The 23,023-nt window shown below is 64.8% G+C and carries 23 protein-coding genes and 1 tRNA gene; 15 read left to right on the plus strand and 9 right to left on the minus strand.

Annotated elements, in window-relative coordinates:
• Nucleotides 1–35: 35 nt before the first annotated feature.
• The 9 genes from lysS to dhaM all read left to right on the plus strand — a co-directional run bounded on the left by lysS (nt 36) and on the right by dhaM (nt 8,413).
• Nucleotides 36–1,490, plus strand: coding sequence for a lysine--tRNA ligase (gene lysS, locus CXR00_RS06120; RefSeq protein WP_104053769.1), 1,455 nt, complete (start codon nt 36–38; stop codon nt 1,488–1,490).
• A gap of 4 nt (nt 1,491–1,494) precedes the next feature.
• Nucleotides 1,495–1,677 carry a hypothetical protein gene (locus CXR00_RS06125; protein ID WP_104053560.1) on the plus strand — a complete coding sequence of 61 codons (183 nt, stop codon included), beginning with the start codon at nt 1,495–1,497 and terminating at the stop codon, nt 1,675–1,677.
• 98 nt (nt 1,678–1,775) lie between these two features.
• Entirely contained in the window at nt 1,776–2,102 is a 327-nt protein-coding gene (locus CXR00_RS06130; protein WP_104053561.1) for an Lsr2 family protein, read from the plus strand.
• Between the two features lie 123 nt (nt 2,103–2,225).
• Nucleotides 2,226–4,733: an ATP-dependent Clp protease ATP-binding subunit gene (locus tag CXR00_RS06135; protein WP_104053562.1), complete on the plus strand. Its 2,508-nt coding sequence runs from the start codon at nt 2,226–2,228 to the stop codon at nt 4,731–4,733.
• 157 nt (nt 4,734–4,890) lie between these two features.
• Nucleotides 4,891–5,403: an amino-acid N-acetyltransferase gene (locus CXR00_RS06140; RefSeq protein WP_104053563.1), complete on the plus strand. Its 513-nt coding sequence runs from the start codon at nt 4,891–4,893 to the stop codon at nt 5,401–5,403.
• A gap of 158 nt (nt 5,404–5,561) precedes the next feature.
• Nucleotides 5,562–5,738: a CsbD family protein gene (locus CXR00_RS06145; protein ID WP_104053564.1), complete on the plus strand. Its 177-nt coding sequence runs from the start codon at nt 5,562–5,564 to the stop codon at nt 5,736–5,738.
• A gap of 208 nt (nt 5,739–5,946) precedes the next feature.
• Entirely contained in the window at nt 5,947–6,945 is a 999-nt protein-coding gene (gene dhaK / locus CXR00_RS06150; protein ID WP_104053565.1) for a dihydroxyacetone kinase subunit DhaK, read from the plus strand.
• Nucleotides 6,946–6,947: 2 nt separating this feature from the next.
• Nucleotides 6,948–7,589 (plus strand): dihydroxyacetone kinase subunit DhaL, encoded by a 642-nt coding sequence (dhaL, locus tag CXR00_RS06155; RefSeq protein WP_104053566.1) that lies wholly within the window; start codon nt 6,948–6,950, stop codon nt 7,587–7,589.
• The gene (gene dhaM, locus CXR00_RS06160; RefSeq protein WP_104053567.1) at nt 7,586–8,413 is read left to right on the plus strand and encodes a dihydroxyacetone kinase phosphoryl donor subunit DhaM; all 828 of its coding nucleotides are present in this window, start codon (nt 7,586–7,588) and stop codon (nt 8,411–8,413) included. The genes dhaL and dhaM overlap by 4 nt, the downstream gene beginning before the upstream one ends.
• 27 nt (nt 8,414–8,440) lie before the next feature.
• Here the strand turns inward: dhaM and CXR00_RS06165 are convergent, their stop codons facing one another.
• Nucleotides 8,441–9,430, minus strand: coding sequence for an A/G-specific adenine glycosylase (locus tag CXR00_RS06165; protein ID WP_104053568.1), 990 nt, complete (start codon nt 9,428–9,430; stop codon nt 8,441–8,443).
• A gap of 87 nt (nt 9,431–9,517) precedes the next feature.
• On the opposite strand from CXR00_RS06165, the gene CXR00_RS06170 reads away from it, so the two are divergent.
• On the plus strand, nt 9,518–10,204 hold the full coding sequence (locus CXR00_RS06170; protein WP_104053569.1) for a hypothetical protein: 687 nt from the start codon (nt 9,518–9,520) through the stop codon (nt 10,202–10,204).
• A gap of 33 nt (nt 10,205–10,237) precedes the next feature.
• Here the strand turns inward: CXR00_RS06170 and disA are convergent, their stop codons facing one another.
• The 3 genes from disA to CXR00_RS06185 all read right to left on the minus strand — a co-directional run bounded on the left by disA (nt 10,238) and on the right by CXR00_RS06185 (nt 14,011).
• Nucleotides 10,238–11,314 (minus strand): DNA integrity scanning diadenylate cyclase DisA, encoded by a 1,077-nt coding sequence (gene disA, locus CXR00_RS06175; RefSeq protein WP_104053770.1) that lies wholly within the window; start codon nt 11,312–11,314, stop codon nt 10,238–10,240.
• Between the two features lie 130 nt (nt 11,315–11,444).
• Nucleotides 11,445–12,812 carry a DNA repair protein RadA gene (gene radA / locus CXR00_RS06180; protein WP_104053570.1) on the minus strand — a complete coding sequence of 456 codons (1,368 nt, stop codon included), beginning with the start codon at nt 12,810–12,812 and terminating at the stop codon, nt 11,445–11,447.
• Between the two features lie 68 nt (nt 12,813–12,880).
• Complete coding sequence (locus CXR00_RS06185) at nt 12,881–14,011, minus strand: aromatic acid exporter family protein (RefSeq protein ID WP_237685532.1); 1,131 nt, start codon at nt 14,009–14,011, stop codon at nt 12,881–12,883.
• A gap of 266 nt (nt 14,012–14,277) precedes the next feature.
• On the opposite strand from CXR00_RS06185, the gene pstS reads away from it, so the two are divergent.
• The 4 genes from pstS to pstB all read left to right on the plus strand — a co-directional run bounded on the left by pstS (nt 14,278) and on the right by pstB (nt 18,478).
• Complete coding sequence (pstS, locus tag CXR00_RS06190; protein WP_104053571.1) at nt 14,278–15,402, plus strand: phosphate ABC transporter substrate-binding protein PstS; 1,125 nt, start codon at nt 14,278–14,280, stop codon at nt 15,400–15,402.
• A 191-nt stretch (nt 15,403–15,593) separates the two neighbouring features.
• The gene (gene pstC, locus CXR00_RS06195) at nt 15,594–16,526 is read left to right on the plus strand and encodes a phosphate ABC transporter permease subunit PstC (RefSeq protein ID WP_104053572.1); all 933 of its coding nucleotides are present in this window, start codon (nt 15,594–15,596) and stop codon (nt 16,524–16,526) included.
• A complete protein-coding gene (pstA, locus tag CXR00_RS06200) occupies nt 16,526–17,629 on the plus strand; it encodes a phosphate ABC transporter permease PstA (RefSeq protein ID WP_104053573.1) in 1,104 nt (367 codons plus the stop codon). Before pstC ends, pstA begins: the two co-directional genes overlap by 1 nt.
• A gap of 69 nt (nt 17,630–17,698) precedes the next feature.
• Nucleotides 17,699–18,478 (plus strand): phosphate ABC transporter ATP-binding protein PstB, encoded by a 780-nt coding sequence (gene pstB / locus CXR00_RS06205; protein ID WP_104053574.1) that lies wholly within the window; start codon nt 17,699–17,701, stop codon nt 18,476–18,478.
• A gap of 32 nt (nt 18,479–18,510) precedes the next feature.
• Here the strand turns inward: pstB and CXR00_RS06210 are convergent, their stop codons facing one another.
• From CXR00_RS06210 to CXR00_RS06220, 3 genes are all read right to left on the minus strand, one after another.
• Nucleotides 18,511–19,521, minus strand: a complete 1,011-nt coding sequence (locus tag CXR00_RS06210) for an inorganic phosphate transporter (RefSeq protein WP_104053575.1) — start codon at nt 19,519–19,521, stop codon at nt 18,511–18,513.
• Entirely contained in the window at nt 19,522–20,139 is a 618-nt protein-coding gene (locus tag CXR00_RS06215) for a DUF47 domain-containing protein (RefSeq protein WP_104053576.1), read from the minus strand.
• Nucleotides 20,140–20,369: 230 nt separating this feature from the next.
• Nucleotides 20,370–21,014: a hypothetical protein gene (locus tag CXR00_RS06220; protein ID WP_104053577.1), complete on the minus strand. Its 645-nt coding sequence runs from the start codon at nt 21,012–21,014 to the stop codon at nt 20,370–20,372.
• A 215-nt stretch (nt 21,015–21,229) separates the two neighbouring features.
• Between CXR00_RS06220 and CXR00_RS06225 the strand changes: the two genes are divergently transcribed.
• Nucleotides 21,230–21,305, plus strand: a tRNA-Lys gene (locus CXR00_RS06225).
• Between the two features lie 119 nt (nt 21,306–21,424).
• On the opposite strand, the gene CXR00_RS18725 is transcribed toward CXR00_RS06225, so the two are convergent.
• Nucleotides 21,425–21,808 carry a CDGSH iron-sulfur domain-containing protein gene (locus CXR00_RS18725; RefSeq protein WP_104053578.1) on the minus strand — a complete coding sequence of 128 codons (384 nt, stop codon included), beginning with the start codon at nt 21,806–21,808 and terminating at the stop codon, nt 21,425–21,427.
• Nucleotides 21,805–22,887 (minus strand): iron-containing redox enzyme family protein, encoded by a 1,083-nt coding sequence (locus CXR00_RS06235; RefSeq protein ID WP_104053579.1) that lies wholly within the window; start codon nt 22,885–22,887, stop codon nt 21,805–21,807. Before CXR00_RS06235 ends, CXR00_RS18725 begins: the two co-directional genes overlap by 4 nt.
• Between the last annotated feature and the right edge of the window lie 136 nt (nt 22,888–23,023).

Genomic DNA, 23,023 nt, shown 5'->3' on the forward strand with positions numbered 1-23,023 from the left:
GCCCCGTTCCCGAAGCAGCCGACACCTCCGAGCAGATGCGCATCCGCGCTGAGAAGCGGGCGCGTCTGATCGCCGGCGGTTCCGAGGCCTACCCGGTGGGTGTGGAACGCACGCACTCGCTGAAAGAGATTCGGGAAAAGTTCGGACACCTGCAGGCCGATGAGACCAGCGGCGAAGTTGTCGGCGTCACCGGCCGCGTCGTCTTCATCCGCAACACCGGCAAGCTGTGCTTCGCCACCCTCCAGGAGGGAAACGGCACCCGCGTGCAGGCCATGCTGAGCCTGGCCGTGGTCGGAGAAGAGGCCCTGGCCGACTGGAAGGCGCTCGTTGATCTCGGTGACCACGTCTTCATCCGCGGGGAAGTCATCTCCTCGCGGCGCGGCGAGCTCTCAGTCATGGCGCAATCCTGGTCCATGGCTTCGAAGGCCCTGCGCCCCCTGCCGGTACTGCATGCCGGACTGAACGAAGAGACCCGGGTCCGGCAGCGCTACGTGGACCTGATGGTCCGCGAGGAAGCCCGGGACATGGTGTACAAGCGGGCAGCCATCATTCGCGGCGTCCGCGACACTCTGCACAGCCACGGATACGTGGAAGTGGAAACTCCCATGCTCCAGCTGATTCACGGCGGTGCCGCGGCGCGTCCGTTCGAGACCCATCTGAATGCCTTCGACCAGAAGATGACGCTGCGGATTGCCACTGAGCTTTACCTCAAGCGGGCGGTTGTCGGCGGCATTGAGCGGGTCTTTGAGCTGGGCCGCATTTTCCGCAATGAGGGTGTCGACTCCACCCACAGCCCTGAATTCACCACGCTGGAATGCTATGAGGCGTACGCCGACCAGTACGTGATGGCGGACCGCATCAAGGAAATTATCCTGCACTGCGCTGACCTGGTCGGCAGCCGCCAGATCGAAACTGAGGCCGGAACCATTGATTTGGACGGCGAATGGAAATGGCTGTCCGTTTACCCCGGTCTTTCCGAAGCCGTTGGCGAGGAGATCACTCCGGACACCAGTGTGGAAACCCTCCGGGGCATCGCCGAAAAGCATGCCGTCAAGGTGGATCCGAAATGGGATGCCGAGAAATTGGTGGTGGAGCTCTTCGGGGAGATTGTCGAACCGACCCTGATTCAGCCGACTTTTGTCTATGACTATCCGCCTTCGGCCCAGCCGCTGGCCCGCCCCAACCGGAATGACCCGCGCCTCATTGAAGCCTGGGACCTCATCATCGGCGGCATGGAGCGCGGTACAGCCTTCTCCGAGCTCATTGACCCCGTGATTCAGCGTGAGCGCCTCACCGCGCAGTCGCTCAAGGCCGCCGGCGGTGACGATGAGGCCATGGCCCTTGACGAGGACTTCCTCCGCGCCCTTGAATACGGTGCCCCGCCTATGGGCGGTATCGGGCTGGGAATTGACCGTTTGGTGATGCTTTTCACGAACACAGGTATCCGGGAAACAATTTTGTTCCCCCTCCTAAAGCCGGAAATGGGTTAGAACCATGGAATACGTCGAAGTTCTCCTGCCGTCGATATGTGTTGGAGCTCTCTTTTATTTTGTGATGAAGGCCCTGCTCAACGTGGACCGTTCGGAACGAAAGGCACTGGCCGAAGCCGAACGTGAAGCCGACCTTGCGGCCGATCGGGATACAAGTAGTGGAACCCCGGAAAAAGAAAGTAATTAATTTCGCCCCACGGCTTTGACGGGGCATTCAAAATTGCGTCATACTCTAAGTGGTCTCATTATCGTTTTTTCGGGTTTAACACTGCTTAGGAGCCTGTTGTGGCGCAAAAAGTAAAAATCATTCTGGTTGATGACCTCGACGCCGGAAGTGCGGATGAGACCGTACGGTTCGGCTTGGACGGATCCCAGTACGAGATTGACCTGTCCAAGGACAATGCAAAGAATCTTCGTGCGGCCCTGAAGCCCTACCTGGATGCAGGCCGCAAGGTGGGCGGCCGGACCGGGCGTCCCCGTGCTGCAGGTTCTGCACGCAGCAACGAAGCGGCGCAGATCCGTGAATGGGCCCGCAATAACGGATACACCGTTTCGGAGCGTGGACGCGTAAACAGCGAAATCATCGAAGCGTACCGGGCCGCGCAGGGCTAAGGCCCGGCAGGGGGCCTCCCGGGAACCTTATTCGGGGCCGTGGTCACGCCTACGGCGAACACGCTCCTTAAGCACGCGCAGGACACGTAGCATCGAATTACGCGTTAGCTAGGAGTGTGCCTCATGTTTGAAAGATTTACCGACCGTGCCCGTCGCGTTGTCGTGCTTGCCCAAGAAGAGGCTCGCATGCTCAACCACAACTACATCGGCACCGAGCACATCCTGCTCGGGCTCATTCATGAGGGTGAAGGTGTCGCAGCTAAGGCCCTTGAATCCCTGAGTATTTCGCTCGGTGCCGTGCGTGAGCAGGTGCAGGAGATTATCGGTCAGGGCCAGCAGGCCCCGTCCGGCCACATCCCCTTCACCCCGCGTGCCAAGAAGGTTCTCGAACTCTCCCTCCGGGAGGCCCTGCAGCTTGGCCACAACTACATCGGCACCGAGCACATCCTGCTCGGGCTGATCCGTGAAGGCGAAGGCGTTGCCGCACAGGTGCTGGTCAAGCTTGGCGCTGACCTGAACCGGGTGCGCCAGCAGGTAATCCAGCTGCTCTCGGGTTACCAGGGCAAGGAACCTGTCAGCTCCGGCGGCCAGCAGCAGGAAGGCCAGCCGGCCGGTTCGGTTGTCCTGGACCAGTTCGGCCGCAACCTCACCCAGGCTGCGCGCGAGTCCAAGCTCGACCCGGTGATCGGGCGCGAGCATGAGATGGAACGGGTCATGCAGGTCCTGTCCCGCCGCACCAAGAACAACCCTGTTCTGATTGGTGAGCCCGGCGTCGGCAAGACGGCAGTCGTTGAAGGGCTGGCCCAGGCCATTGTCCGCGGCGATGTTCCGGAAACCATCAAGGACAAGCAGCTGTACACGCTTGACCTGGGTTCCCTCGTTGCCGGCTCCCGCTACCGCGGTGACTTTGAGGAACGCCTGAAGAAGGTCCTCAAGGAAATCCGCACCCGCGGCGACATCATCCTTTTCATCGATGAGATCCACACCCTCGTGGGCGCCGGTGCCGCCGAAGGCGCCATCGACGCAGCTTCCATCCTGAAGCCGATGCTGGCCCGCGGGGAACTGCAGACCATTGGTGCCACCACTTTGGACGAGTACCGCAAGCACATCGAGAAGGATGCGGCACTTGAGCGGCGTTTCCAGCCGATCCAGGTCAACGAACCTTCCGTTGCGCACTCCATCGAAATCCTGAAGGGACTGCGGGACCGCTACGAAGCGCACCACCGCGTGTCCATCACGGACGCCGCGCTGACATCGGCGGCAACCCTGGCGGAGCGCTACATCAGCGACCGTTTCCTGCCGGACAAGGCCATTGACCTGATCGATGAGGCCGGCGCCCGCCTGCGGATCCGTCGTATGACGGCTCCGCCGGAGCTCAAGGAGATCGATGAGCGCATCTCTGCGCTGAAGCTGGAGAAAGAATCAGCCATCGATTCCCAGGACTTCGAAGGCGCTGCCAACCTGCGGGACAAGGAGCAGAAGCTCCATGACCAGCGGGCTGAAAAGGAGCGCCAGTGGAAGTCCGGGGGCCTGGATGACATTGCCGAGGTGGATGAGGAGCTCATCGCCGAGGTGCTGGCCAATTCCACCGGCATTCCCGTGGTCAAGCTCAACGAAGAAGAATCCACACGCCTGCTCAAGATGGAAGACGAGCTGCACAAGCGCGTCATCGGTCAGGATCAGGCCATCAAGTCCATCTCGCAGGCCATGCGCCGTACGCGGGCCGGACTTAAGGATCCCAAGCGTCCGGGCGGTTCCTTCATCTTCGCCGGTCCCACCGGTGTGGGTAAGACGGAGCTTGCCAAGGCACTGGCTGAATTCCTCTTCGGTGATGAAGAAGCACTCATCACGCTGGACATGTCCGAATACTCCGAGAAGCACACTGTTTCCCGGCTCTTCGGTGCCCCTCCGGGATATGTCGGATACGAAGAAGGCGGGCAGCTGACCGAAAAGGTCCGCCGCCGTCCGTTCTCCGTGGTCCTGTTCGACGAGGTGGAAAAGGCCCACGCGGACCTCTTCAACTCGCTGCTGCAGATCCTCGAAGACGGCCGCCTGACGGACAGCCAGGGCCGCGTGGTGGACTTCAAGAACACCATCATCATCATGACCACCAACCTGGGAACCCGGGACATCTCCAAGAGTGTCTCCACCGGTTTCCAGTCCGGCACCGACACCAAGACCGGTTACGACCGGATGCGGGCCCGGGTCACGGAGGAACTGCGTCAGCACTTCCGCCCCGAGTTCCTGAACCGTGTTGATGACACGGTGGTCTTCCCGCAGCTCACGCAGGACGAGATCGTGCAGATCGTGGACCTGTTCCTGGAACGCCTGGGCAAGCGCCTGGCGGACAAGGGCATGACCATTGAGCTGACCCCCGCGGCCAAGGTTCTGCTGGCCACACGGGGCTACGATCCCGCCATGGGTGCCCGGCCGCTGCGCCGGACCATCCAGCGCGAGATCGAGGACCAGCTCTCCGAGAAGATCCTGTTCGGGGATCTGAAGCCCGGAGAACTGGTGTCCGTGGATGTGGAGGGCGAAGGAGACGACGCCACCTTCACCTTCGAGGGACACGGCGTACCCAAGGCCCTCGAAGAGGCACCGTCCGCAATTGAGGCGGGCGTCGGCGACTAGCCTGCGGCGCAGTGTGAACACATGCGCAGTTTGAACAGATGAAGGGACCCGGCGGGCATGCAGCCCGCCGGGTCCTTTCGCGTCTCCGGATCCCTTCCATTGCGTGCCTTGACAGCCGTTTTGCGGCAGGCAGTCCGTGCAGTCCTAGACTGGACCGGTGACTTCCACCACCATCACTGTCCGCCGAGCACGCACCTCCGATGTTCACCGCATTCGTTCCCTCGTGGCGCCCCTGGCCGACGAGCGGATCCTGGTGGCGAAGGAGGCGGTTGCCTACTACGAGGGGCTCCAGGAGTTCCGGATTGCGGAAGGGCCCGACGGCGAGGTGATTGGCTGCGGTGCGCTGCATGTCATGTGGGAAGACCTCGCCGAGGTGCGGACCCTGGCCGCGGACCGCCGCTGGCGCGGGCACGGCGTTGGCCACGTCCTGCTGGAGGCACTGCTGGCCGATGCCGTGGAGATTGGTGTGCAACGTGTCTTCTGCCTGACCTTTGAGGTGGACTTCTTCCGACGCCACGGATTCGAGGTGATGGCCAATCAGTCGGCCGTGGATCCGGAGGTCTACTCCGAACTGCTGCGCTCCCATGACGAGGGAGTGGCCGAGTTCCTGGACCTCGCGCGGGTCAAGCCCAACACCCTGGGGAACACCCGGATGATCCGCACGCTGTAGCGCCGCTGACGGGGCGGGTGTTCGCGATCAGGGGAACTGACCCTCATCGGCTGGCCTTTTGCTCCTGCCGATGGATAAGCTCAGGGTACTTAGCATCATTCACGGTCCGGCGAACCGGCAGTTGCCGGCGGACCACGATCAGAAAGCGGGATCCAATTATGGGCGCAGATGACAAGGTGCAGAATTCAGCCGAGAAGCTTGGCGGCAAGGTCAAGGAAGGCCTCGGTAAGGCCACCGGCAACGAGCGCATGGAAGCTGAAGGACACGGCGACCAGGCCAAGGGCAGTGCCAAGCAGGCCGGCGAAAACATCAAGGATGCCTTCAAGGGCAAGTAGATCTTCCTCGGACATAACACGTCCGGGAGGCGGCGGGAGGGGCATGATGCCCCTCCCGCCGCTGTTTAATGCGATCCCTCCGTTCGCCTGTCCAACGGTCAGTCCCGGGGGTAGGGTCGAAAGCAGTCTCACCGATGTCCTGATCCCGAACACCGCGGTGCAGCCGCATCGCCTGTACGGGCCGTTGCGCTGAAGGAGCTGCTCAAAGATGAAGAAGCTGATCAATGACCCGCGCAGGGTTGTCTCGGAGTCCCTCGCAGGATTTGGGCTGGCCCACCATAACCTGGTTCGTGTCCACAGCGATCCGGACCTCGTGCTCCGCCGGGAGCCGTCGCGGGGCAAGGTATCCCTGGTTTCCGGCGGCGGCAGCGGACACGAACCGCTGCACAGCGGTTACGTAGGCACCGGAATGCTGGACGCGGCAGTCCCCGGAGCCGTGTTCACTTCCCCCACTCCGGATCAGATCCTTCCGGCAATCACTGAAACCGACACCGGCGCCGGGGTCCTGCTGATCGTCAAGAACTACACCGGGGACATCCTGAACTTTGAGACCGCTGCTGAACTGGCGCAGGCGGAGGGCATCACCGTCGCCACAGTGGTGGTGAACGACGACGTCGCAGTGGAAGATTCGCTGTACACGGCGGGCCGCCGGGGAGTGGCCGGAACGGTGCTGGTGGAGCGGATCGCCGGCGGGGCAGCGGAACGGGGAGACACGCTGGAGCAGGTGGCCGCGGTGGCGGAACGCGTCAATGCCAATGTCCGGTCCATGGGAGTGGCTCTCGCCCCCTGCACCGTTCCCCATGCCGGGGAACCAAGCTTCACCCTGGCCGACAATGAAATTGAGCTGGGAGTAGGAATCCACGGCGAGCCGGGCCGGCGCCGGATGCCCATGGCGGACGCCAACAGCATCACGGACCAGCTGCTGGAACCCGTACTGCAGGACCTGGGAGCCTCCTCCGGGGACCCTGTGCTCCTGTTCGTCAACGGCATGGGCGGAACCCCGCTGAGTGAGCTGTACATCGTCTACCGCCGGGCAGCGGAAGTGTTGGCCGAGCGCGGTATCCGGGTTGAACGTTCCCTGGTGGGAAACTACATCACGGCCCTGGACATGCAGGGGGCATCGGTGACGGTGCTGCGGCTGGACAATGAACTGACGGAACTTTGGGACTCGCCGGTCAACACGCCGGCCCTGCGATGGGGGATGTAACCATGTCACTGGACGCAGCGTGGGCAGACCGGTGGATGCGTGCAGCAGCCGCAGCCATGGCCGAGAACCGGCAGCACCTGATCGACCTGGACCGGGACATCGGTGATGCGGACCATGGCGAGAACATGGACCGCGGATTTTCGGCGGTGGTGGAGAAGCTGGATGCGGACGGAACCCCGGCCACACCGGGTGACGTGATGAAGCTTGCCGCCATGACGCTGATGTCCAAAGTTGGCGGGGCAGCCGGGCCACTGTACGGCACGGCCTTCCTGCGGGCTGCCACGGCGGCGGGACCGGCACCGGACCTGGATCCAGGAACGCTGGTCACTGTCCTCACAGCCGCACGGGACGGAATTGTTGCCCGCGGAAAAGCCGAAGTCGGAGACAAAACCATGGTGGATGCCTGGACGCCGGCAGTTGAAGCAGCCCAGACAGCAGCCGGCGCCTCGGCCTCATCCGCTGAGGTGCTTGCCGCCGCATCAAACGGAGCCCGGGCAGGCCTTGCCGGCACCGAACCGCTGATAGCCCGCAAAGGCCGCGCCAGCTACCTCGGAGAGCGCAGTGCCGGCCATCTTGATCCCGGGGCTGCTTCCACAGTCCTGATCCTGCAGGCGGCGGCACAAGCGGCGGAAGAGGGCTCATGAGCGTTGGACTTGTGATCGTTTCGCACAGCGACAAACTCGCTGAGGGTCTCCGTGAACTGGCGGCGCAGATGGCACGGGACGTCACCATCGAAACGGCCGGAGGTACGGACGACGGCGGGATCGGCACCAGCTTGGAGAAAATCTCCGCTGCCATTGCTGCGGCGGACACCGGCGACGGGGCACTGCTGCTTGCCGACTTGGGATCAGCGGTCATGACCGCGGAAACGGCAGTGGAATTCCTTGAAGATGAGCAGCGGGCACGTGTCCGGCTGGCCGACGCGCCGCTGGTTGAAGGAACCGTGGCGGCGGCAGTTGCCGCCCAAACCGGAAGAACCCTGCAGGCAGTGCTGCAGGAAGCCGAGTCGGCAGGGAGAATACCGGGGCCGGCGGGCACCCGGGACACCGGCACCCGGGACACCGGCACCCAGGAATCCGGAGCCCAGCCCGGTACGGAACCGACAGCCGCCGCCCGGACAGGGACGGGGGAGCGGCCCGGCGCGGAACCGGCGGCCGGCGCGGGGGAGCCGGGCGATGCCGGTGACGATGATTTCGATCCCGATGATGCCGGGGTTCACACCGGTTCGTGGGAGCTCATTAACCCGGCGGGACTGCATGCCCGCCCTGCCGCAGCCGTGGCCCAGGCCATGTCGGACCTGGATGCGGAGGTCCGCATCAACGGAGTGGACGCCAAGTCCATGATGATGCTGATGACGCTCGGGCTGGGACAGGGGCAAACCCTGACCGTGACGGCACGCGGTCCCGATGCGGCCCGGGCCGTGGAGATGATGGCCCTGGAAGTTCGCAACGGTTTCGGCGAGATTTAGCCCGGGGGGATCCCGGCGGGGCTGCGTTCAGACGGGAAGCTGCAGGCCAGCGTCGTTTTCTTGGGCCAGCTTGTCCGCCAGCAGACCGGCCAGGGCGCGCTCCAGCTGTTCGGCGGGCGCCTGCAGGGCGTGCAGCTTGGCCAGCGCGGCTGCGTCCGTCCCGGCGTCCGCTTCCGCTGAGCTTGTTGCCGTGTTGCCAGTTGCGGCCGCGGCCGTCATCAGGTCCGCCGGGCCAAGGAGCAGATTCCGCGGGACCGGCTCCCGGGCCTGCCGCAGCACGGCCATGAGGGCGCCGCGGACCTGCCGGTCGGTGCCGGCCCAGGCCTGTCCCTTGGGCACATAATCGGGTGCTGGTTCTCCGGCCGCCACCCAGGCGCAGCGCTGCCGCACCGGACACACCGCGCATTTGGGGGACCGGGCAGTGCACACAAGAGCGCCCAGCTCCATGACGGACGCATTCCAGGCGACGGAGGCGGCGTCGTCGTCGGGCAGCAGTGCCACGGCCAGGCGCATTTCAGCGGCATTCAGCGCCGGCGCAGGCAGCGCCTTGCCCGAAAGTGCCCGGGCATGGACCCGGCGGATATTGGTGTCCACCACTGTTTCCCTGCGGCCGAAGGCAAAAGAGGCAACCGCCGCAGCGGTGTAGGTGCCCACGCCGGGCAGAGTCAGGAGTTCTTCCCGGGTTGCGGGAACGGAACCGTTGAAGCGGTCCGTCATGGCGGCGGCAGCGGCATGCAGCCGAAGCGCACGCCGGGGGTACCCCAGCCGGCCCCAGGCGCGAACCGCTTCCCCGCTCGGCTCGGCGGCCAGGGCGGACGGCTCCGGCCAGCGCTTCATCCACTGCTCCCACACCGGCAATACCCGGACCACGGGGGTCTGCTGCAGCATGATCTCACTGACGAACACACCCCACGGGCTGCACCCGGGACGCCGCCACGGCAGATCGCGTGCATTGGCCGTGAACCAGCTGATGATTTCCGTATGCAGCTGCGGTGCCTGCTGCAGGCCCGGTTCCATGCATTCTCCCTTGGTTATGACCAGCAATACTCTACTAACCGGCGTGGTGCGGCAGGTAATCCGGGGCCGGGTACCTAGCCTTAAGTCATGGTTGGGAACGAAACATCAAACAGGGCTCCAGAGCGGCCCAGTGCGGCTGTCTACCGGCGGCGCAGGATCGTCGCAGGAATCCTGGTGCTCCTGGTCCTGATAGGCCTTGTCGCAGGCATCAGCGCAGCGGTCAACATGCTGCGGGGGGACGACAGCGCTTCCGCGACTGAGACAACTGAGGAAGCCACTTTGCCCGGGCCGGACAGCCAGCAGCCCGGAGCCGCGCCCGCCGGCACTGCTGCTCCGACAGCTCCGGCCGCGAGCCCGGCAGCCACAGCGAGCGCAACCGCCGCACCGGCACTGTGTCCGCCGGCCTCCGTGGGAGTCAGCGCCACCACCGACGCTCTGAGCTACACCGCCGGCGTTGCACCCATGCTGACCATGACGGTCACCAACACCGGGGCGGAGGCATGCGACGTCAACGTGGGCACCAGCCAAATGGAGTTCATCATCACCAGCGGCTCAGACCGGATCTTTTCCTCCGCCGACTGCCAGCAGGCCGGTGAGGATCTGTTCAAGACCATTAAGCCCAACACCGTGGAAACGGCAAAGTTCAGCTGGGACCGCCAGCGCTCGGCCCCCGGATGCTCGGAAGTTGCCAGCAATCCCAACCCGGGAACCTACTCGTTCACCGCGCGTCTGGGGAACATCAGCAGCGAACGGACCACCTTCGAACTCGAGTGACCGGACTGCTGGATCATAAAGCCGGTCCGCCCGCTACATGAAACGGTCGAGCAGACTGGTCTCGGCAATGCGGGAGAGCCCCTCGCGCACGGTGCGGGCGCGCTGCTCGCCGATGCCGTCCACCGTCATCAGGTCATCAATGTTGGCGGCCATCAGGTTCTGCAGACCGCCGAAGTGGTCCACCAGCCGGTTGGAGACCGCCGGCGGCACGGACTTGATGTTGCTGAGCAGCCGGTAGCCGCGGGGCTGCACCACGGCCTCGAGCGAATCCTGGCCGGGTTGAAAGCCCACAACGGCGGCAATCTTGCTCAGGTCCACCATGTCGGAGGAACTGAGGTTCTGCAGCGTGGCCACCTGGTCTTCGGGCCGCTGGCTGCCGTCCTGCAGGTCTGCGTAGTCGCGGACGATCATCTCACTGCCCGGCCCCAAGCCGGCGGTGAGTTCCTCGAGCTGCAGCGACAGCAGGCGGCCGTCCACCCCGAGTTCGAGGACATACTGGGAGATTTCCTCGGAAATGCGGCGCACCATTTCCTGGCGCTGCAGGGTGACGGCAACATCCCGGACCGTGACCATGGCTTCGATTTCCAGGGCGGAGAGGGAGTTGGTGACCTGGTCCAGGCGCGCCCGGTAGCGTTCCAGAGTGGCCAGGGCCTGGTTGGCGCGGGCCAGCACCGGCTCGGAACCCTCCAGCACGTGGCGCAGTCCGCCGACGTAGAGCTGGATGATCTGCATGGACTGGCTGACCGAGATGACGGGGAAACCGGTTTCGATGGCTACCCGCTCCGCTGTGCGGTGCCGGGTTCCGGATTCGTGCGTCTCGATCGTGTGGTCCGGCACCAGCTGCACTGCTGCGCGCAGAATGGTCTTGGCGTCCTTGTCGCAGACAATGGCGCCGTCCATTTTGGCCAGTTCCCGCAGGCGGGTGGGCGAAAAATCGATGCCGATGTCGAATCCGCCGGAGCAGATGGAGTCAACGGTGCGGTCAAATCCCATGACGATCAGCGCGCCGGTGCGGCCGCGGAGAATGCGCTCCAGGCCATCGCGGAGTTCGGTTCCCGGCGCAACCCGGGCCAGGGTGGCCTTCAATGAATCTTCGGGACTTCGTGCCACGGTCACTTCCTTCCGGCCGTCGGGCCCACGGGCGTTCTGGGCGGACAATGCACAGACACTTTCCCTATAGTAGTGGTCCCGCACGGGACAATGACCACCTTTGTGCCGTCCGCCGCAGGTGCGCGCCGTCCTAGAACAGGAGCTTGAGTGCCTCCGTCAGTGTGGAAACCTCCCGGACGTGGAAACCGGCCGGAACCGCGCCGGGACCGTTGGGTGAAGCCGGAACCACCGCGTGCGTGAAACCGAGGCGTTCTGCTTCCTGGATCCGCCGGGCTATGCCGGGGATGGGCCGCACTTCTCCGGCCAGGCCAACCTCCCCAAAGGCAATCAGCTGGGCGGGAAGGGGTTTGTTCATCTTGGCGGACGCAACGGCAAGGGCCACTGCCAGATCGGTAGCCGGCTCGCTGAGCTTGACCCCGCCCACGGTGGCCACGTAACTGTCATCCTTGGCCAGATTCATGGACGCCCGCTGCTGCAGCACTGCCAGGAGCATGGCGACCCGGGAGGAATCCAGTCCGCTGGTGGCACGCCGGGCCTGCGCGTTGCTGGTTTCGGCCAACAATGCCTGGACCTCGGCCACCAGGGGCCGCTTTCCTTCCAGCGTGACGGTAATGCAGGTGCCGGACACGGGTTCCTTGGTCCGGGACACAAACAGCCCGGAGGGATCCGCCAGTCCCACAATGCCTTCCTCCGTCAGGTCGAAGCAGCCCACTTCGTCGGTGGGACCGTAGCGGTTTTTCACGGCCCGCAGCAGGCGCAGGCGGGAGTGGCGGTCGCCGTCGAACTGGCAGACCACATCCACGAGGTGTTCCAGCAGCCGGGGCCCGGCGATGGAACCGTCCTTGGTCACGTGCCCCACGAGCAGGGTGGTCATGTTCCGTTCCTTGGCCGCCGCAATCAGGGAGGCAGCCACTTCGCGGACCTGGCTGACTCCGCCGGCGCTGCCGTCCACAGCGGCGCTGCTCAGGGTCTGCACGGAGTCAACGATCAGCAGCGCGGGCTTGACCTGCTCCACCTGGCCCAGAGCCTGGCCCAGATCGGTTTCCGCACTCAAATACAGAAAATCCGACACCGCACCGATACGCTCGGCGCGCAGTTTTACCTGTGCCGTGGATTCTTCACCGGTGACGTACAGGACCTCCCGTCCGAGGTTCCCCACTTTGGCTGCCACATCCAGCAGCAGCGTGGACTTTCCGACACCCGGTTCACCGGCAAGCAGGATAACGGCACCCGGGACCAGCCCGCCGCCCAGAACGCGGTCCAGCTCATCCACTCCCGTGGCCTGATAAGCGGCGGTGGTGGAGTCCACGTCCGCAATGCGCTGCGCCGGGCGTGCAACGGTGGCTGCCGCAGTGGTGCGGGCAATGACTTCCCCGGCTTCCTCCACAGTGCCCCAGGCCTGGCATTCACCGCAGCGGCCCACCCACTTGGCGGTGGTCCAGCCGCACTCGGCGCATCGGTAGTTGGCGGTTTTTGCGCGGGTTGTCTTCGTGGCCATAAAAACAGGCTATCCCGCCGCACTGACACTTCCGCGCCGTGCCCCCGCGGCTTGGGGACCACACCGGATCACACCTCGGACAGGCAGCTCACTGCTTCCTCGTGGCTGAGTCCCGTGGACTCGAGCAGATCCACCACAAGCGGCCGGAATAACATGATCAGCGCGTCGCCCTGGATGTTGGTGATGCCCAGCGATCCGGGGTTCAGCTGCGCACCCACGGCGGAGAGTTCGTTGCGTGCCTGGCGAAGATGCCGCTCCCTCGCACCCGCCGACTCACCGCCGGCCAGCGCGCGGGCGAGGATATCGACGGCGTCGGCCGTGTCATTGACAACTTCGGTGACGCGCTCAATAGCCTCGTCATCGAGGGAGGCGTGGTTGATGACCGACGTGGTGCGGCGGGCGAAGACCCGGCTGTTGCGCACTGCGAGGTCCAGGTAGCCGATGGATCCGCGCAGGTCTCCGAGCTCGGCCAGATGCCGCCGGTAGGCCGGGGATATTCGGGCAATCTCCCGGGCGTCACGCACGCTGCGTGTGAGCAGATCCAGCTGGGGCTGCGTGTTGCGGGCACGCACCAGGGCGTGCCAGGCAACGGTGGAATCACTCTTTGCCACCGCTTCGGCGCACTGCCGCAGCACCGCGGAGAGCTCGTGCAGCAGGTCGCGGACATTGGACTTTGGCTCCCGCCGGGGATCGCGGGGAGCCAGCATAGTGACCAGCAGGGCAAACAATCCGCCCACGAGGGCATCTGCGCTGCGCGTAAACACGCCGCCGTCGGGAGCGGGAAGGAGTACTACCAGCAGCGACTGGAGGCCCAGCTGAGTGGTGAAAATGACGCCCCGGTCCAGGAAGCGGGCAAGCATGACGGAGAGAAAGAGTACGACGGCGGCCTGCCACAGTCCGGTGCCCAGTGTGTGCAGCAGAAGTTCACCGATGGTGATTCCCAGGGTGCAGCCAATGCCAACCTCCAGTACCCGGCGGGTACGCGGTTCCCGGGAAAAGCCCAGCGATATGAGCGCGGCAGTGGCCGCGAAGAGCGGTCCCTCATGGCCGAGCACATACTCGGCAAAGCCGTACGCCCCGACGGCGCAGATGGTCATCTGAAGTGCGGGGATGACCGAATCGCGGCTTCGGCGCAGCCCAACCTTTACCCGGTTGCGCAGGAACCCCCGGCTTTGGGCAAGGCGGTCACGTGGGGGCATGCCAACAGTCTAGGGGCAGAGCAGTGCGCCCTCCATCCGAAGAGCACTGCGGCGTACTTCGGTGACGGGGCAAATCCGGCGGGACAACACCAGCACCTTGTGGACGCGGGTGTGCCGGCCAGAGTTTCCTCCGCCGCTTGGCCCCGTTCACCTTTCGTTAACCTTCTCCGTCCACCATCGATGGAGGGGCGGCAGAACGTCCCGGTGTGCCGGAACGTGCCGGGACACCTGCTCTACGGAAAACGAGCCCTTGAAAGGGGCCAGACGTGTCGGTAATTCGCATAGTTCGTTCCGCAGCACTGCTGTCAGCCGCCGCACTCGCCTTGTCGGCGTGCGGCAGCGACAGCGCCATCACCCCGGCCGGCGGCAGCACGCCGTCGTCCTCATCGGAAAGCACCCTCGCCGGGACGCTTTCCGGGTCCGGCGCCTCCTCCCAGGACTCTGCCATGCAGGCCTGGATCGCGGGGTTCACCGCAGTGAACCCGGACACCGCAGTGCAGTACTCTCCGGACGGATCGGGAGCCGGCCGCAAGGCGCTGCTGGCCGGCGGTGTGCAGTTTGCCGGTTCGGATGCCCATTTGAAGGACGAGGAAGTGGAAGCCTCCATCGAGGCGTGCGGGCCGGACGGTGCGCTGCACATTCCCGCCTACATCTCGCCCATCGCCATCGCCTTCAACCTGGACGGCGTGGATGAACTCAACCTGGATGCCGAGACGATTGCGGGCATCTTCCGCGGTGAAATCAGCACCTGGAATGACCCGGCGATCGCGGGCCAGAATGAGGGTGCGCAGTTGCCCGATACGCCCATCACGGTTATTCACCGCTCTGACGAGTCGGGAACCACCGAAAACTTCACCGAGTACCTCGCGGCTGCAGCGCCGGCCGTGTGGAGCACTGAGGCTAGCGGTGAATGGCCGGCCGATCTGGACGGCCAGGAGAATGCCCAGGGCACCAGCGGCGTCGTGTCTGCTGCCGGCGCCACTGACGGAGCCATCACGTACGCGGACGCCTCAGCCGTCGAGGGCATGGGGACGGTAGCGGTAAAGGTTGGCGCAGAGTACGTCCCCTACAGTTCCGAGGCCGCGGCGAAGGCGGTGGAAGCCTCCACTCCGGTGACCGGCGAGGGCCGCCCCGACGGCGACATGGCCATGGATTTGGTCCGCGACACCACCGAATCCGGAGCCTACCCCGTGGTCCTGGTCTCCTACCACATCTACTGCACCACCTACCCGGATTCTGAAACCGTAGATTTGGTGAAGGCCTTCGGCTCCTACGTGGTCAGTGAGGAGGGCCAGGCAGCTGCAGCGGACGCAGCAGGCAACGCGGAGCTCTCCCAGCCGCTTCGCGAGAAGGCCGAAGCCGCACTGGCAGGCATCAGCGTCGCGAAGTAGCCCGTGCCCTCCGGGTGGCGGCGGAGCTTCCGCCGCCACCCGGGGGAACGCTTCCTATTCGCACCCTCCGCCGGGCCGTGGGACAGTAAATGGGGGGATTGCGGAGTCAGACTGAGGCCCCGCGTCAAAGGGATCAGTGCAGGGTCAGTAGAGTTTAAGAAGTTGCCAGTGAAGAACCGAAGGGTTGTGCAGTGTCCAGCAAGTCCATAGAAGGCACCGGTGGTGCCGGCCGTGCCGGAGACAAGGTGTTCTCCGGAATCACGCTCCTGGCCGGTTGCCTCATCCTTCTTGTCCTGTTTTCCGTGGCTGTGTTCCTGCTCTGGCAGGCGCTGCCCACGTTTACCGCCGATTCCGCGGACATCAGCGGCGGGGAGGGTTTCTTCACCTACATCTGGCCGCTGGTCATCGGCACCGTCATCGCTGCAGCCATCGCCCTGCTGATCGCGACGCCGGTGGGCATCGGCGTCGCGCTGTTCATCTCGCACTACGCGCCGCGCCGCATGGCACAGGGCCTGGGCTACCTTATTGACCTGCTGGCAGCCATCCCGTCAGTTGTGTACGGAGCCTGGGGGATGATGGTGCTGGCACCGGCCCTGGTGGGTCCCTACACCTGGCTGGCCGACAACGCCGGCTGGATCCCGATCTTCTCCGGTCCGGCCAGCCAGACCGGCAAGACCATGCTGACGGCGGGGATTGTGCTGTCCGTCATGGTGCTGCCGATCATCACCTCGCTGACCCGTGAAATCTTCCTGCAAACCCCGAAACTGCATGAGGAAGCGGCCCTGGCCATGGGCGCCACCCGCTGGGAAATGATCCGCATGGCGGTGTTCCCCTTCGCCCGGCCTGGTGTCATCAGCGCCGTCATGCTGGGTCTGGGACGCGCCCTGGGCGAAACCATGGCCGTGGCCCTGGTTCTCTCCTCCGGCGGCCTGATTGCCAGCCTGATCCGTCCGGGCAACCAGACGATCGCCGCGGAAATTGCCCTGAACTTCCCCGAGGCGTACGGGCTGCGCCTGTCCGAGCTGATCGCCGCCGGCCTGGTGCTGTTCCTGATCACCCTGGCCGTGAACGTGATTGCGCGCTGGATCATCAGCCGCCATAAAGAATTCTCCGGAGCCAACTGATGCAGACACAAACACTCAGCCGCCGTCCGGCGACACTGACCAAGAACCAGCTCCCGCCGTACGCAGTATGGGTGGCGCTGGGCGCGGCAGTCATCCTGGGCGCGGCCCTGTCGGCCCTGATCGGCTTCGGCATCGCAAGCTTCACCATCTTCACCGCGGTGATCTTCGTGCTCGGCGCCACCGTCATGACCTGGATCGTCGAGGGGCGCCGGCGCGCGGTGGACCGCTTTGCCACCTACCTGATCTGCGGCTCCTTCCTGCTGGCGCTGGTTCCCCTGGTCTCCGTGATCTTCACTGTGCTGTCCAAGGGCCTGGCCGGGCTGAGCCCGGACTTCCTGTTCACCTCCATGGGCGGCATGACCGGAGCCGTGGACAACAACAGTGCCGAAACGGGCGGCCCGGTGCTGGGCGGGGCGTACCACGGCATTGTGGGCACGCTGCTGATCACCCTCTGGGCCACCATCATCTCCGTGCCGATCGGCCTGCTGACCGCCGTTTACCTCGTGGAATACAGCAACGGCGGTCCGCTGTCCCGTGCCATCACCTTCTTTGTGGACGTCATGACCGGAATCCCGTCCATTGTTGCCGGCCTGTTCGCCGCCGCCTTCTTCGCCCTGGTGTTCGGACCGGGCGTGCGCACCGGCTTTGTGGCCGCCGTCGCCCTCTCCGTCCTGATGATCCCCGTGGTGGTGCGATCCACCGAGGAAATGCTCAAGATCGTGCCGAATGAGCTGCGGGAGGCCTCGTACGCCCTGGGCGTGCGCAAGTGGCGCACCATCCTCAAGGTGGTGGTGCCGACGGCGATTTCCGGCATCGCCTCGGGCGTCACCCTGGCCATTGCCCGCGTCATCGGCGAGACAGCCCCGCTGCTGGTCACCGCAGGGTTTGTGAACACCATCAACATGAACGTGTTTGCGGGCTGGATGAGCACCCTGCCCACCTACATTTACCGGCAGCTAATGAGTCCCACTTCGCCCACCAACACCGATCCCAGCACACAGCGTGCCTGGGCGGCGGCGCTGCTGCTGATCATCATGGTGATGCTGTTGAATCTGGGTGCCCGTCTGATCGCCCGGATGTTTGCGCCCAAGACCGGACGCTGACCGGAACCACCCCCCCCTGCGGAGGCACCGCTGCCCCGCCCCCGAAGAACCTCGAACAAAAGGAATCACATGTCCAAGCGAATCGACGTCAAGGACCTCAACGTCTACTACGGCGACTTCCTGGCCGTAGAAAACGTCAATATCAACATTGAGGCCCGTTCCGTCACGGCGTTCATCGGACCCTCGGGCTGTGGAAAGTCCACCTTCCTGCGGACCCTGAACCGCATGCATGAAGTCCTTCCCGGTGCCCGCGTGGAGGGCGAAGTCCTGCTGGACGGGGAGAACCTCTACGGTCCCGGCGTGGACCCCGTGACCGTGCGCAGCCACATCGGCATGGTGTTCCAGCGCCCCAACCCGTTCCCCACCATGTCCATCCGGGACAACGTCCTGGCCGGCGTGAAGCTGAACAACAAGCGCATCTCCAAATCCGATGCGGACAACCTCGTGGAGAAGTCGCTCACCGGGGCCAACCTGTGGAAGGAAGTCCGGGACCGCCTGGACAAGCCCGGCTCCGGCCTCTCCGGCGGCCAGCAGCAGCGCCTGTGCATCGCCCGCGCCATCGCCGTCTCACCCGAGGTCATCCTCATGGACGAGCCGTGCTCGGCCCTGGACCCGATCTCCACTCTCGCCATTGAGGACCTCATCGAGGAACTCAAGAGTGACTACACCGTGGTGATCGTGACCCACAATATGCAGCAGGCCGCCCGGGTCTCGGACAAGACCGCGTTCTTTAACATTGCCGGCACCGGCAAGCCGGGCAAGCTCATCGAGTATGACGACACCACGGTCATCTTCAACAACCCGTCCCAGAAGGCCACGGAGGACTACGTTTCCGGACGCTTCGGATAGAGACCGTTCCCGGTGCTTTCCCGCCCGGCAGGTCAGAGCAGCGGGCTGATGGCCAGGAAGAGAATCCCGCCCAGCAGTGCGGTGACCGGTGCTGTGACCAGCCACGTCACCAGGATTTCCCGCAGCGGAATGAAGCGGACAGTGGAGAACCGCTGGTTGGCACCGGCGCCCACAATCGCCGAGGTCATGGTCTGCGTGCTGGAAAGCGGGATCTGAAGCCATACGGCGCCCAGGAAAAGCATGGAGGAGCTGACCGCCGTCGCACTCATGCCGCGCAGCGGGTCAATGCGCACCAGGCGGCTGCCGAGTGTGCGGCTGATCCGCCAGCCGCCGAACAGGCTGCCCGCGGCCAGTGCCACGCCGGAAAAGATTTGTACCCAGAGTGGAATGCCGGTGGTGCCGGAGAATCCGGCGGCCACCAGCGCCAGGACAATGACAGCCATTGTCCGCTGCCCGTCCTGCATGCCGTGCCCCAGGGAAAACGCCGAGGTGAACACTGACTGGGCAATCCGGTTCCCCGCGTCTCCGCGCCGCGGCGAGCTGTAGCGCATGAGCCATGTGGTCGGAAAAACCAGCAGGTAGGCCAGCACAAAGGCAATAACGGGGGAGAGCAGCAGCGGCAGGACAATCTGCTGCAGGAGCACCTGATAGGACTCGGCGATGTTGGGGCCTCCCACCAGGGTGGACGCGGCTCCCGAGCCGACTATGCCGCCCACCAGGGCGTGCGTTGAGGACGAGGGCATGCGCCGCCACCAGGTCCACAGCCCCCAGCCGCACGCCGCCAGCAAACCTGCGATGAGGATGCCCAGGCCGGGGGTTCCCGCCGGCAGCTGGATGAACCGATCCGCCAGAACCAGGGCCAGCGCTGTGCTCAGCAGGGCGCCGGTCAGGTTGAAAACGGAGGCAAGCACGACGGCGACGGTGGGAGTCAGTGCGCGGGTGCGCACCGAGGTGGCTACGGAGTTTGAAACGTCATGGAACCCGTTGATGAAGGCGTAGGCACCTGCAAAGAGAACCACGGCGGCCAGCAGAACCGGCTCCACCTAGGATTCCCGCACCAGGATGCCGCCCACGGCGGTGGCGCACTGCCGCAGTGAAGCGGTGGTTCCGGCCAACTGGTCGGCGAGGTCCCTGTGCCGGGCATACGTGAGCGGCTTGTGGTCGCGCAGGAGTTCGGACACCCAGATGCGGTGGGTGCGCTCGGAGCGCTTGGACAGGCGCAGCATCTCAATCCAGTAGTCGTCGAGGTCTTCCAGTGAAGCCAGGCGGCGCATGGCACTTGCCGTCAGCTCGGCCTGCCGGCCAATGACTTCAAGCTGTTCGGCAGCACGTTTTGAAATGCCTGTCAGCCGGTACAGCGAGATGATTTCCGCTGCGGCGTCGAGGTTTTCCATTGCTGACATCAGCGTGAGGGAAAGGTCGTAGAGGTCCTCGCGGGGGAGCGGGTTGATGAAGCTTGACCTCATCTGCGTCATAAGCGCGAAATGCAGGTCAGTGGATTCAGCCTCCAGCTGATGCATGTGCTCGGCGAGGCGTTCATAGTCAGCCGGTTCTGCGCCGAGGACCTCAGAGAGGGTCCCTGCGCCGCGGATCAGGACGCCGCCCATCTGGGAAAGGAGCTCGAGCCCCGCGTTTTCCTGGGGAAAGAGCCGCAGCCTCACAGGGCAACCCGGGGTTGCCGGCCGGAGTGGGGGTCCTGCGCGAAGTAGGTCACGAGCCCAAGATTATCGGCTGTGAAGGAAGATCCAAAAGCGGTGCCGGACCGGGAGCGCCTCTCGGCGGAAGGCCGCTCGAAGCGGCTCTAAGTTGAAGCCCGGGGGTTCCGCGGTCCGACACCAATTTCAGTTTTCTACGCTTCGCCGATGTTGTCAACATGGGCTTCGGACGGCCCCTAATCCAGCTCTCCCCGACGCCAGGCAGCCGCTGAATACTCCAGGTCTTCGGCCGTGCGCATCAACTGGCGGGCATTGCGGGTGAGCTGCGTCGCCTTGTCCGTGCTGCCTGCCTCCGCTGAATCTGCATGATGGGTCTGGCCTAGGGCTACCACGCGGCAGAATGCAGCGAAGCGCTCCAGGGCTACGTCAAACTCTCCTTCGAAAGCCCCGGAGAGGATGGTGTCAGCCATGGCCTTGACCTCATCAGCGCCCAGGGGTTCCGCTACTCCGGCCACCACCTTGGACACCTGGGCGACGTCTTTGCCTGCGGCGTAGTAGGCGGCGACCCGCTCCGGATTCTGCTGAGTGGCTGCGCGGAGGGCATAGAGGCGCCACAGGGCACCCGGCAGCGAGCGGGCGGGGCTTTCCGCCCACATCTCCGCGATGGATTCCAGGCCCTGCCGGTCCGCCAGTTTCACCAGGCGGCGGGTAATCTCCGGATCGGAGCTCTCCCTGCCGTGGTGGACCAGTGCCTGGGCTGCCAGGTGGGCCGCCTCGGATACTCGGGCCGGATCCGCGCCTCCGGGGATGTTGGCGAAGTCCAGCGGAGCGTACAGCTTGGGTTTGTGATGCCGTGGGGGCATTTCATTGGACTCACTCATAATTTGAGAATACTCCGCCCCGGGAACGGGAGTCGAGGAGTGCCTCCGGGGAGGGGAGCGGGGCCGGCGCGGCTGCTCCCGGGGCGAAACGCAAAGTGTGCGCCACGATGTTTCGTGAGATACGTCCCCCGTGCGATAAAGTGGAGAAGTCGATTCGTCGACGGCTGGATTGCCAGGGGAAACCCCGGCGGTAACAGTTGTCCCGATACGACTGGGGGCCTTTAGCTCAGTTGGTAGAGCATCGGACTTTTAATCCGTGGGTCGTGGGTTCGAGCCCCACAGGGCCCACCAGAAGATGGGCCGGCAAGCCGTCAGCGGCGGGCCGGGACTTCGGCAGCACCCCGGTTTTCGGACCGGGGTGCTTTTTCTTTGCCGGGAGCACTCCCGGGCAGGGGCGGTCAGCCTCCGGCTCAGGAGGACTGGCTGCCGTCGCCTTCCCCGGCACCTTCTTCGTTGCCCTCTTCCCCGGCAGGCCGGCTGCGTTCGGCCACGGGGGCAGGCACGGGCCGGCGGCGGGCGGTGTCAAACTTCATCAGCTTGTGCGTTCCGTCGCAGTAGGGCTTGATGGCGGATCCGCCGCACCTGCACAGTGCCACGGTTCCCCGGTCACGCGGAACAAGTTCGCCGTCGGGAGTGATGATTTCAAAGTCTCCGCGCACCAGCAGCGGCCCGTTGGGATAGGTGACCACGGAGGCCGCTGCGGGCCGTTTCCCGGATTCCGCAGCTTCGGACTGTGGATGTTCATTGTTGCCGGGACACCCGGCACACCCGTGTCCAGCGGGAGCCTCGCTCACGGGGTCACTCCGGACGCCGGGGCAACCCCGTCCAGGGCTGCTGTTGCAGCTCCGGAGGGCTGCACGCGCAGGGCGGTTCGGCCTTCCTTCCAGGCCGTGAGCTGATCCCCACCCATCATGGCATCCAGGGCCAGAACCGTTGCGGCGCCGAACACCACATCTGCCAGCAGGGAAGGTTCAGCCTCCACCAGTCCTCCGGCCAGGTCCCGTGCAGCAATCTGTTCGTGAACGGCGTCGGCCTCCACATGCTCATCGAAGTAGTAGGTGACGGTGTCATCGAACCCGAGCCGGCGGAAGCCCCGTGCATAGAAGGAGTTCGGGATGGAGGAGGTCATTTCAAAGGCGGCCAGGTGGCCCGCGATAGCCCCGCGCAGGCGGCGGTTCAGGCCAAACAGGGACATGGCGTTTGATGAGGCAAGGGTCAGGGCGGGGACGGCGTCGAGGTACCAGCCGTACTCGGTCTCCAGGTCCAGGCCCTTCATGGTGACCGCAAAGAGATGGGAATGCATGCGTTCGGGACGTCCGCCGCCGTATTCGTCCGCCTGGATTTCGATCAGGGCCGCCTTGGCGCGGCCCACCGGCAGGCGGGGAATGGCCCAGCTGTGGGGGTCGGCTTCCTTCAGCTGGTAGACGGAACGGAGGATCAGGAACTCCTCCAGCTGCTCACGGGTTGCCTTGGCGGCGACGAAGCGGGAAACGCTGGGCCCGTCGTCGTCGGCGGCCATCCGGAACAGCTCCGCAGCTACTGCTTCCGAGGTGGGTTCGGGGAGCGCAGGAACAGGAACCGTGCGGCGAAGGGCCGCCTCGAAAGTCTTCTCGAGCTCCAGGCGAAGGCCCACGAGGCCGGGATGCCACTCCAGAGTGTCCGGCACCGTGTCCAGCCCGCTGTAGTGCAGCTCGTACAGGCAAAACAAAGCCAGCTGGAGGTCGTCGTCGCGGAGGATGTCGGCAGCGCCATGGCAGGCACGGCGGACGGCTTCGGTCAGATCCGTAAGCGCGCCGGCGGACGGGGCCTCCGGGGCCGTGAGCAGGTCAAGAAGGGCTGCACTGACTGGTCCGCGGGGTGCGGGGATTCTCATTCTTATCCTTTGTACTCCGGGTCAAGGGTCCCAGGAAGACGCCGTGGGCGGGACAGCAAATCAAAGACATCAGCATACTTGGTAAACCGTTTGGGCCGGAATTCGTCCCGCCCGCGGCCGGCTGCGCGGACATTGA

Origin of the sequence: Arthrobacter sp. 9E16, assembly GCF_002929435.1 — a bacterium.
In the GTDB taxonomy this organism is placed as follows: Bacteria; Actinomycetota; Actinomycetes; order Actinomycetales; family Micrococcaceae; genus Arthrobacter_B; species Arthrobacter_B sunyaminii.